The sequence below is a fragment of the Lysinibacillus sp. 2017 genome (assembly GCF_003073375.1).
Lineage (GTDB): Bacteria > Bacillota > Bacilli > Bacillales_A > Planococcaceae > Solibacillus.
Genome location: NZ_CP029002.1, coordinates 2,219,805 through 2,231,444 on the forward strand (window position 1 = coordinate 2,219,805; position 11,640 = coordinate 2,231,444).

At 35.4% G+C, this 11,640-nt stretch carries 10 protein-coding genes and 1 other annotated feature; of the genes, 1 reads left to right on the forward strand and 9 read right to left on the reverse strand.

The window, feature by feature from the left end:
- Positions 1 to 269: 269 nt before the first annotated feature.
- The 8 genes from ileS to DCE79_RS10775 form a co-directional block, all read right to left on the reverse strand.
- On the reverse strand, positions 270 to 3,365 hold the full coding sequence (gene ileS / locus DCE79_RS10740) for an isoleucine--tRNA ligase (RefSeq protein WP_108713050.1): 3,096 nt from the start codon (positions 3,363 to 3,365) through the stop codon (positions 270 to 272).
- A 54-nt stretch (positions 3,366 to 3,419) separates the two neighbouring features.
- Positions 3,420 to 3,659, reverse strand: a binding site (T-box leader).
- Positions 3,660 to 3,741: 82 nt separating this feature from the next.
- The gene (locus DCE79_RS10745) at positions 3,742 to 4,089 is read right to left on the reverse strand and encodes an NIPSNAP family protein (protein WP_108713051.1); all 348 of its coding nucleotides are present in this window, start codon (positions 4,087 to 4,089) and stop codon (positions 3,742 to 3,744) included.
- 132 nt (positions 4,090 to 4,221) lie between these two features.
- Positions 4,222 to 4,677: a hypothetical protein gene (locus tag DCE79_RS10750; RefSeq protein ID WP_108713052.1), complete on the reverse strand. Its 456-nt coding sequence runs from the start codon at positions 4,675 to 4,677 to the stop codon at positions 4,222 to 4,224.
- Positions 4,678 to 4,985: 308 nt separating this feature from the next.
- Positions 4,986 to 6,965 (reverse strand): cation:proton antiporter, encoded by a 1,980-nt coding sequence (locus DCE79_RS10755; protein WP_108713053.1) that lies wholly within the window; start codon positions 6,963 to 6,965, stop codon positions 4,986 to 4,988.
- Between the two features lie 178 nt (positions 6,966 to 7,143).
- Entirely contained in the window at positions 7,144 to 8,001 is an 858-nt protein-coding gene (locus tag DCE79_RS10760; RefSeq protein WP_108713054.1) for a metal ABC transporter permease, read from the reverse strand.
- Positions 7,994 to 8,866 carry a metal ABC transporter permease gene (locus DCE79_RS10765; RefSeq protein ID WP_108713055.1) on the reverse strand — a complete coding sequence of 291 codons (873 nt, stop codon included), beginning with the start codon at positions 8,864 to 8,866 and terminating at the stop codon, positions 7,994 to 7,996. The genes DCE79_RS10760 and DCE79_RS10765 overlap by 8 nt, the downstream gene beginning before the upstream one ends.
- A gap of 10 nt (positions 8,867 to 8,876) precedes the next feature.
- Complete coding sequence (locus tag DCE79_RS10770) at positions 8,877 to 9,605, reverse strand: metal ABC transporter ATP-binding protein (RefSeq protein ID WP_108713056.1); 729 nt, start codon at positions 9,603 to 9,605, stop codon at positions 8,877 to 8,879.
- Between the two features lie 9 nt (positions 9,606 to 9,614).
- Positions 9,615 to 10,541 (reverse strand): metal ABC transporter solute-binding protein, Zn/Mn family, encoded by a 927-nt coding sequence (locus tag DCE79_RS10775; protein ID WP_108713057.1) that lies wholly within the window; start codon positions 10,539 to 10,541, stop codon positions 9,615 to 9,617.
- Positions 10,542 to 10,788: 247 nt separating this feature from the next.
- On the opposite strand from DCE79_RS10775, the gene DCE79_RS18640 reads away from it, so the two are divergent.
- Positions 10,789 to 10,962, forward strand: a complete 174-nt coding sequence (locus DCE79_RS18640) for a YfhD family protein (RefSeq protein ID WP_168214718.1) — start codon at positions 10,789 to 10,791, stop codon at positions 10,960 to 10,962.
- Positions 10,963 to 11,020: 58 nt separating this feature from the next.
- Here the strand turns inward: DCE79_RS18640 and DCE79_RS10780 are convergent, their stop codons facing one another.
- Positions 11,021 to 11,545 carry an N-acetylmuramoyl-L-alanine amidase gene (locus DCE79_RS10780; protein WP_108713058.1) on the reverse strand — a complete coding sequence of 175 codons (525 nt, stop codon included), beginning with the start codon at positions 11,543 to 11,545 and terminating at the stop codon, positions 11,021 to 11,023.
- Positions 11,546 to 11,640: the final 95 nt, after the last annotated feature.

Consider the following 11,640-nt stretch of genomic DNA (forward strand, 5'->3'; position numbering starts at 1 on the left):
CGTCGCAAGAAAATTGATTTCCATTCCGGGTACGCTTTCCGGGGGCGTGGCCTGAGCCTGTAGACTCAGGCGTCACGCTATTCCCCAGGAGTCGACCCTCCATTCCAATCAATTTTCGATTTATCATTTTTTCATCATAATATTTTGCTTATTTCTTTAAATTTTTTACTTATGTCCCAGCCTCTTTATTTGCTGTTTATATTGCGAATTTGTAGTTTAGCCTTGCTTTATTGTGTAAGTACCCGAACATTTTCATCTCTTTAAAAATTTTATTGCTCTATTAAATAAATTGAAACTTGTTCATCGAATAATCTAAGCGATATTTTTTTATTTGTATCATATTCAACTTGATATTGTACTCCCTGTAGAAGTACATTTTGATTCAAAAAGGTTTCATAATCCTTTAACCATTTAATTGTCCCCTCATCTGAAACAATACTTATTGCGATATATTCATTTACAGGAAGGTTCCATTGCTTTCTTGCATCCTGAATGGCACGAATTAACTCTCTCATTTGGCCTTCTTTTTTCAAATCATCTGTGATGACAAGATCTAATAACACACGACATTCACCATCTTCATTTAATGCAAATCGTTCATCTACAATTGAATGTTTTATAAGATGTTCCATCGTTAATGTTACATTTTGACCATCTATTAATACCTCAAGTGACTGCTGTTGCTCTAATTGCTGCTTTTCTTCGCTCGTTAAATGTAAAACAATTTCCTTCATTTTGTTTACCGTTTTACCAAAAGCAGCACCAGCCTTTTTAAAGTTTAATGTATACTGAATGGTTTCATACTCTTTGAAATTGCTCACCCACTGTACACTTTTTACATTTAACTCTTGTTCAATAATTTCTTTATAAACAAGGTAATTTTGATGTGATGACTTCGTAGAAATATATAAATTTGCAAGTGGTTGCTTTACCTTGATGGCTTTTTCATTACGTATACTTCGTCCTAATTCAACGACAGACAGTACATGTTGCATTTCAAATTCTAATTGATTGTTTATTAAACTTTCATTCACGCTTGGATAATCCTGAAGATGAACACTTTCTCCATGTAACTGTTGATAGATATCTTCTGCTATATAAGGCGTAAACGGAGCTAACAATAAACTAATATTTGATAATACTTCATGTAATGTGCTGAAAGCTGCAATCTTATCTGCACTCATGCCATTTGCCCAAAAGCGATTTCTAGAACGGCGGATGTACCAATTACTAAGCTCTTCTACTAACTGAGCAATTTCTCTAGATGCTTGTGTAAATTGATATTCCTCCATGAAGTTCGTCACTTTTTGAATCGTCTTATGCAATCTTGAAAGAATCCATTGATCTAACGTCGAGCGTTCTCCTACATGTGCTGAATTATACGTAAATTGGTCAATTTCGGCATATAGCTGATAAAACTTAAATGTATTGTCTAATGTATCAATTAATTTCGACTTCGCTTCTTGTACATTACGTTTTGCAAATCGTTTCGGATTCCAAGGCGAACTATCAACAAGTAATGACCAGCGAAGTGCATCTGCTCCGTACTGTTCCATTAATTCTACTGGATCCAATGCATTCCCTTTGCTTTTAGACATTTTTTGACCATTTTCATCTAAAACATGGCCTAGAGATAACACATTTTTATAAGGGGCTTTGCCAGTGAATAATGTCGATACAGCTAAGAGACTATAAAAGAATCCTCTTGTTTGATCAATTCCTTCGATGACAACATCTGCTGGAAATTGTTGTTTAAACTTTTCATCATTTTCAAATGGATAGTGATATTGTGCAAACGGCATTGAACCGCTATCAAACCAAACGTCAATTACTTCTGGCGTACGTTTCATCTCACTTTGACAGATTGGACATTCACAAGTAATTTCATCGATATATGGTTTGTGTAGCTCGAGATCCGTATTAAATGGTTGTTTAACTAAATCTTTTAATGCCTCTATACTTTTCGGCGCTTCTTCATGACCACAGTCTTCACAAATCCAAATATTTAAAGGCGTTCCCCAATAGCGGTTTCGACTAATATTCCAATCCACTACATTTTCTAAAAATTTACCAAAGCGTCCTTGTTTTATATGGTCTGGATACCAATTTACCTGATTATTATTTTCAATCAACTCATCCCTTAACGCCGACATGTTGATAAACCAACTATCTGTCGCGTAATAAAGTAGTGGCGAATCACAACGCCAGCAATGAGGATAACTATGCTCATATTTTTCTTTCGAGAACAGAAGCTGTTTTTCTGCCAACAATTTAATAATCTCTACATCACAATCTTTAACGAATCTACCTTTTAACTCTGACACTTCAGCTGTATAGCATCCTTTTGAATCTACCACGTTTATAAATGATAATTCATTTTGTTGTACAGTTCTGTAATCGTCTTCACCATAAGCTGGTGCGATATGAACAATGCCCGTCCCACTTAATTCTGTTACATAGTCTGCAAGTACAACCTCATGTCCTCTCTCTACTTGAACATATTGAAATGGTGCTTCGTAGCGAACTCCTTCAAAGTCTGCACCAGTATGTTCAGAGATTATCTCCACTTCCCCCTGGAAAAGCTTTTCTATTAAGGATTTGGCAACAATATAAACTTCTCCATCTTTCAAAACCCTCGCATATGATATGGTTTCATTCATCGCTAATGCAACATTTGCAGGTAATGTCCACGGCGTTGTTGTCCATCCAAGAAAATACTCCTCCTTTCCCTGAACTTTAAACTTCACAGTAGCAGATAAGTCTTTTACATCTTTATAACCCTGTGCAACTTCATGAGAACTTAGGGAAGTTTGACAACTTGGACAATATGGAGATACACGATGCCCCTTATACAAGCGTCCATCTTTATGAACATGACTTAAAATATTCCATACGGATTCTATATAGTCATTACTCAATGTCAAATAAGGATTATCCATATTAACCCAATAACCTAATTGATCTGTGAATGCTCTCCACTTTAGTTCATACTTAAATACACTTTCTTTGCATTTCTCGATAAACGGTTGGACACCATACTTTTCAACCTCTTGTTTACCAGAGATACCCAACTCTTTTTCAACTCCTAGCTCGACAGGTAAACCATGTGTATCCCATCCTGCTTTTCTTTCAACTTGAAACCCTTGCATTGTTTTATAGCGAGCAACTACATCTTTAATTGTTCTACCTAGTGCATGTCCTACGTGTGGTAAACCATTTGCAGTTGGCGGTCCTTCATAAAATACGAATGTAGGGTGATCTTTTCGATTGTCAACAGAGTGCGCAAAAATATTTTCGTTACTCCAAAACTTTTGAATCCTACTTTCTCTTTCTACGGTCGTTTCTCTCTTTACATCGTCTTGCATATCCATTCCTCCTATACTTATTGTATAAAAGGCATACAAAAACCCCGTCCCAAGTAAAGGGACGGGGTTAACCGCGATACCACCCTAATTCTATTGAAAAACCGACCAATAGCACTTAGCAACGTACAATCATACGTGTTCTTATTAACGGTAGACATCCGAATTAGCTTACTTTAGTTCAGCTAATCTTCTCAGAGAGGATTTTCATAGTACATTTGCACACCGACTTGCACCATAATGCCGGCTCTCTGTAGAACAAATTGAACTACTACTTTTTCTCATCAACGAATTTGTATGCTTTTATTGAAAATAATGGTAACTGGAAATTTTTAAAATGTCAAGTGTACGATAAAGAATCGGGCGCGAGAAAGTATCATCAAAATGAGTTAATTACAGTAGAAATCAATTTTTCATTTTTAACTTGTAATATGTATTTCGATAGAACATGTTCTCTCCCACCATTTTCGTCATACCATTTTTTAATTTTATTTACATGATTGACATCTGCTTTAATTTTATTTTCAATTTCAATATAAGTCTCATAATTATCATATTCCCAAATAGCAAATATTTCTGTAGTATTATCATCGTTTGCTTTCATCCATCTACCAATTAGACGACTACCGTGGCTTAATTGATTAGGCAAATTAGTTTCATTAAAGTGCTTATTAAATGTACCTACAAATTCATTCTTTACAACATAATATTTTCTACGATAAAACATATTAGTACCCCCTCACTAAAATAATTTATTTAAAAATCAGACAAATTCAATTTAAAAGAGAGGTTTAGCGATTACTACCAAACACATACCAGTATCTCCAACAACGAACACTGCGGTCAGTTTTCACACTTTCTATTTATTCAATTCAGCTTCTAAAAGTGGGTAAAACATATCTCCGAATAATGTATCTTCGGTTTTAAAATATTGTGTGGAACCGATGTAACCTACCAAGTCCTCTTTTTTCACAAAATTATTATCATAAAACGTGTAGGTTAATGCTTTAAAGTTCTCATCGTCTGAAAGTTTTACTTTATAATAAGTATTACTTTCTTTAAATTTACGCGTATTTTCCACTTCAAGCTTTGCTAGTGCATTAATGGCTTCGTTTATAATCGTTTTATCCCATGTCGAATAAGAATTCATTGATGGATAAGAAGCTACTACTAATTTAGCAATATCATTTCTATTTACAAATTCCATATCTTTAATTTCATTCATTAATTGTTGCGTTTGATATTGTTCCCAAAGATACTGAGTTCCAAAAATAACAATTACAGCAATGATAATCGGAATAATTTTATTTTTCATATGTAAACTCCTCGATTAATTGAATGCATTATATAAAGTTACTTGCCTGATTTGACAATTGATGCTACATAAAAAGCACACCCTTAATATCGTCTTCTTGCCAACAAATGCATTCCTATTTTAAGATTATTAATAATGTTAATTATAAACTTTTTTTCCATAAAATTAAAGTACCATAAAGGCTTATCGTGGGTTCGCGACTTGCACCCTCTAGTTCATGCACATGCCAAGCACACAAAAGCCAACTAATTCAATTTGGAATCAGTTGGCTGGGCTGTAGAACAATGTTATGATAGTCCGTTTATTTCTTATTCCTCTTGTTCCATAAGAATAATGCTTTCTAATGAAATCAAAAATCGTTTTAATTCTCTCGCTACTTCGTTTGTAATTTCACCTTCACGGTACCAATCATTGATTAATCCGCGCTGTGCTTCAATTGCTATAAATGATAAATCCTCTATTTGCTGTTCCCTATCTAGTTGATCTTCATTTTGATAAGCTTTTTGGAGGTGTTGATAATAAATTATTAACCTATTCGCAATATCTAATGAAATGTCTGGATTATTTTTCATATGCTCGACAATTGAAGCCGTAACATAATTATTTAGTTCGCTCTCTCCTATTTTGATTTGGTGCAACATGTCAGGTGAAAGTTTGTCAATATTCCGCTGATGGATCATAGAACGGAATTGTTTCAATAGGATTGTAAAAGGATTGGTATTGAAACCTTTCATCTTTTCCTTGAACTTGTATTCCAGTTCAGAACGAATTGATGGGTCAATATTTTTTTCCGTTAAATACTTTTCCGTATAAAATCCCTCTAGCTGCAAACCTAATTTCCGCATTTGTAATGCTTGTAGCCGCTGATTTTGAAGGTTTTTTTCACCTTGTTGTCGGTCCACGTTTAAAAGCATTACATTATACTGTTTGATTAGCTGAAGTGCAGCCACGGCATTTTCATCATTCATATTAGCACGAATTGATAATATGGCCTGGTGTATCATTTTCCGCTTTTCCTCAACTAACTTTATATCTTTGTCCTTAGTCGGTTCACTTAATAATGGCAAGAAAATTGTTGCAATAATTAATGTAAATAAAATAACGCCAGCAGCTAAAAATATGAGCAATTGACGTTCAGGAAAAGAGTCGCCGCTATTCATAGCAAGAGGTAACGATAAAATTCCGACCATTGTAATTGTCCCGCGAACTCCGACAAGTGTAGTTAAAACTTCATCTTTAAAGTACACTTTTTCAGGATTTTTAAATAGCCGATAATCGAGCTGATTAAATATCATTGTCCAAATGAGTCGGATTAGTAATACCGCAATTCCTATAACAAGTACGTATAGAGATAACAGGTCATTCGGAAATTCATGGCTTGTAAATACTGTTTTCGTTGCTGTAGGTAAAATGAGACCTAACAAAAGGAAAATGACGCCATTTAGTGTGAACGTTAAAATGGACCATAGATTATCCGTTAAGATCTGCTCTTGTGCCACAAGATGCTCTGTTTTTTCATTAAAAATGGCCGATAAAATGCCCCCTGCCACAACAGCAATTACACCCGAAGCATGAAATAGCTCTTCTGAAACTAAATACAAGATAAATGGCGTAAGAAGCTGAATCAGTACATAAAACGTCACGTCAATATTCGGGAATTTACGTATACTAAAGCGTAATAAAAATATTAACATTGCCCCGATTGCTCCGATAATTCCCCCTACAAAAAACGTGTACAGGAAATCTCCAATAGCTAATTGAATGGAAAAATAACCTGTAACAATTGCAGCCACTGCATATTTAAAAGCGACTAAGCCTGATGCATCATTAATTAACGACTCACCACGTACGACATTCATAATACGTTCTGGGATTTGGACGCGCTTAGCAATTCCATTTACAGCCACCGGGTCCGTTGGAGATAAGATTGCCATTAAGGCAAAGGCTGCTGCTAACGGAATAGAAGGTATAAGCCAATGCACAAACACCCCACCTACAAGGGTCGTAAGCAATACGAGAATAATGGCATTCCCTAAAATCGGCAACCGTAACTTCCACAATTGATTGCGGGGAAAATGTGCACCGTCATAATAGAGTAATGGTGCGATAAACAACAGCAAAAACCATTCAGATTCTACTTCAATGGAAAAATCCTGTACTGCTAAATTAAATATGATTCCTACAGCAATTTGAATAAGTGCAATCGGTATAAAAGATATAAAGCTCGATATAAAATTTGTTATTAATAATAAAACAAGTAATGTAATAATGAAAATTAGCAGTTCCATATGGACTCTCCTTTGTGTTTATAGAAGCCTTTTGTTTTCCTTATTCCCCAAATGAGGAGCTATACAACAAAACAAAGGAGAAAAAATTTTTTTTATATAATTAAAAAGCTAGGAACTGCAAAATACCTTTTGAAATTTAAAAAACCGGTCATTTAAAATAACCGGGATTTGTATAATTCTATAAATCTATTGATTTCTTTATTTGCTTTTGTCTAAATTTGTCTATCACGAATACAACAATAAAAATGAAACCGACTGCTGTTGCCATCATCCCTGAAATCGATGTATCCAAGTATTTAGCTACATAATAGCCAAATACTGCTGCCATTACACCGAAGCTCATGCTCCATAAAAACATTTGCGTAATGGAACGACTAATTAAATAGGCCGTTGCAGCTGGTCCTATTAACATAGCAATAACAAGGATTGCTCCCACACTATCAAATGATGAAACGGTCGTCAATGATATCGTCGTCATAAAGCTATAATGAATCAACACCACTGGCAACCCAATCGTCGCTGCATAAACAGGATCAAATGTTGTCAATTTCAATTCTTTATAGAGAAGAACTAGGAACACTATATTGATGAATAGTACAATACCTAGCATCCAAACGGCTTTTGGCATCGTCAATGAAAAAATAGTCCACGTATCCCATGGAACAAATGCTATTTCGCCCATCAACACATGCTCAACATCTAAATGTACATTGGCTGCAAATAACGTAATGAGTAATACCCCTAATGCAAATAATGAAGTAAATGTTACACCTATAGCTGCATCCTTTTGAATACCCGAAGCTTGTAATACTTGCACAATATAGGTTGTTAGAATCCCTGCGATTGCTGCTCCTACTAACATCCAAATGCCGCTTAAAGATTGTGTAATGATAAATGCCATGACCATACCAAATAGAACGGTGTGACTAATCGCATCAGCAATCATTGCCAATTTCCTTAAAATTAAAAACACACCTGCTAATCCACACGTAACCCCGACTAATATACCCGTCAAAACAATCCAAAACTCAATCATAACTACTCACCCTGAATTTTTTCTTTCTTATATATTTGCTCAATTGCCCTGTACTTGGGCTAATAATGTAAGATAAAAAGAACAAAACAGCGGCAAATAATACGATGATAGGCCCTGTAGATAATCCTGTACGTACAGAACTAATTAATGTGCCAAATACGCCCGACATCCCACCAATAAAAGCACTTAACAAAAGCATCGTTGATAAACGTTTCGTCCAGAGCTTTGCAGTCGCTGCTGGAATAATCAATAAAGCGGACATTAAGATAACACCTACTGCTTGAATGCCTGTCACAATTGTTAAAACAATTAAGCTTGTTAATACAGCTTTTAATGCTTCAACTGGTAAGCCAATCCCTTTTGCATAAACAGGATCAAAAATCATCAGCTTCCATTCTTTATAAAAACAAATACTTACAACAATAATGATCGCAGCACTAATAAATAACCAAGTTAAATCGGCCCTTGTCATGGCAGCTGCTTTACCAAATATAAAATCATTTAATCCACTTTGATTGCCTAAAGGACTTCGATTTACAATTGTTAATAGTACAATCCCTATCCCAAAGAAGACTGATAACACGAGCCCAATTGCTGTATCGGCTTGTAATTTTGAATACGTGACGATCCATTGAATACAGTAAACAGATAAAGCAGCTGTCATCGCTGCACCAATCATTAAAATAGGTAAATCTTTTTGACCTGTTATTAAAAAGGCAAGGGCTATACCCGGTAATGCCGCATGTGCAGCTGCATCTCCGACTAAACTTTGCTTTTGTAAAAAGGAAAACGTACCCGTAATACCTGTTGCAACACCTAATAGCATTGTCCCGAGTAATATCCATAATATATTTCCAGTTAACATGGTGCCCTCCTTACAATGTATTCATCAGCAAAAGTTTGCCACCATAGGTTTTTTGTAATTGATCTACCGTAAATACGTCTTCGGTAGCACCTGATGTAATAATCGTTTTATTTAATAAAATGGTGTAATCAAAATAATCTTTTACGGTTTGTAAATCATGATGCACAACAAAAATACTTTTACCTTCTGCCTTTAAGCGTTTTAAAATATCTATAATCGTTTTTTCAGTTGCTGCATCTACACCTGCAAACGGTTCATCTAAAAAATAGACTTCTGCATTTTGTGCAAGCGCACGTGCTAGAAACACCCGTTGTTGTTGCCCACCTGAAAGCTGCCCAATTGAACGTTCTGCAAAATCTTGCATCCCTACACTTGTGAGCGCTGCTAATGCCTGTTTTTTATCTTCGTTTGTAATACGTTTAAATAATCCTCGGTGCCCATAACGCCCCATTAATACGATGTCGATAGCAGTCGTTGGGAAATCCCAATCGACTGCATTTCGCTGTGGCACATATCCAACAATTAAACTTTTAGGAGAAAAAACTTTACCTAAGATTTCCACACGACCAACTTTATTTGGAAGTTGATTTAAAATAGCCTTTAATAATGTAGATTTCCCTGCTCCATTTGGTCCAATAATGGCCGTTAAATGACCCGTTGGAACAGATATATTTACATTTTGTAAAACCTTTTTCTTATCATAAGCCACCGCCAAGTTCTCTACTTTTAATGCTTCCATAGCATTCACCTACCTTAATGCATTTACAATCGTGTCTACATTGTGCTTATACATACCGATGTATGTACCTTCTTCTGTCCCTTCAGCACCCATTGCATCAGAGAATAATTCGCCACCAATTGTTACCTCAATCCCCTTCTCTTTCGCCCCCTCAATAACGGCCTGTAAAGCTTTATCAGAAACACTGGATTCAACAAAAATCGCTTTAATATTATTTTGAACTAAGAACGAAACCATATTTTGTACGTCTTTTACTCCGTACTCCGATTCCGTACTTAAGCCTTGTAATCCGGTTACTTCAAAACCTTGGCTTTTACCGAAATAATTAAATGCATCATGCGCTGTCACTAAAATACGTTGCGTAGCTGGAATTTCTTCAATTCTTTTTTTCGCATATTGATTTAATTCATCTAACTCCACTAAATATGCTTCTTTATTTGCTTCAAAATCTTCTTTATGCTCTGGATACTCTTCGACTAACGTTTTCCCAATCGTTTTAACTACTTCTTTCCATAGCTCAATATCAAACCATACGTGTGGGTCATGTAAAGTGGAATCTGCTTCATCAGCAAGTAGCTTACTCATTTCAATACTTTCAGCAACAGCTGTTACTGTTTTTTGCTCTGCCATTTTATTAAAGATATCTTGCATTTGCCCTTCTAAATGTAAACCGTTATAGAAAATAACCTCTGCTTTATCCAGTTTACTTACATCGCTTTGTGTCGCCTTGTATAAATGAGGATCTACACCTGGTCCCATAAGATTGGTTACTTGTAAATGCTCACCACCAATTATTTTGACAGCATCCGCAATTTGACCAGTCGTTGCTACTACTATCCCTTCCTTTTCCTTTGAATCTGCATTGTCACCTTCCCCATTACAAGCAGCTAGTAATAAAAGAAGTCCAAGCCCTAAAACACCTACCAATTTTTTCACTCTTTAACACTCCTTTTCCTTTGCGAATTAAATTTTTATACACAACAAAATGTTTCCTTAGAGAAACTATATGCAGAAGCAATGGATTTTGCAACCAAATTTTCTATTTTATTTTCTCCACTTTTAGACACAAAAAACAGGCACAAAACGTTGTACAATCAACATTTTGTGCCTGTATTTATTTTTTGTGATAAAAAATCGTTCTGATGCCATATTAAGAATGAACCTAGTTGAAAGGAGAATTCGTATGGGAAGAGACGATAGTAAAAGTAAAGGCACGAATAAGCAATCATTACCTCAAACACCGAAAAACCTAAAAATTGCGCCGAACAAAGTGAGAGAAGAAATTGCCAAAGAATTTGATGAACTGCATCAGCAAGGTAAAAAGGCTAAAAATAATTCATCTAGAAACAATAAGTAACTCGATGTAATTTCAGACTATTAACGTGCAACCAACTTGTAACAAACCCTATCGTTGGTTATACAAATCCTAGCAAAACTTGCACAATTGCATCAAAAATTTCAAATTGGTTATTGTGATATAGCAATATATCCTTAGTAGAATTGACAAAACAAATTTCGATTAAAATGGCGGGCGCGGTCGTTTTATTTAATATGGCTAAATCGGTACGACGTTTTGCCCCGCGATTTTTAAAGCCACCAGCATTTGAAATGGCCGCGCTCATTTTTTTGGCAAGTGGTAGAATCGCGGGATTTACATAGAGCACTTCGGTTCCAATGGCAGCTGTCGTTTTTGCACGTACCGCATTAAAATGGATGCTGACATCTAGTTTTCGATTTGTTTTATTGTGTACCTTCACTAAATACGCTAAATTTTGTTGCTGATTTTTGGACTGTTGATCAATTATGATATTTGTGTGTATTTGCGCACTTTTTAATCGTTTGGCAAGTTCCTTTACAACAAATATGACTTCCTCCCCTTCATCGATTAAATCCTTAGCCCCTGTACCTTTCCCGTAATGCCCTGCACTAATTGTTAACATATGATTCCTCCTAAGTTTCCATTTACAAACTATATAGAGAAATCAAGGGACAAAAGGGACATAGTATTTTGTATATAAATTCGTTACAATGTGAA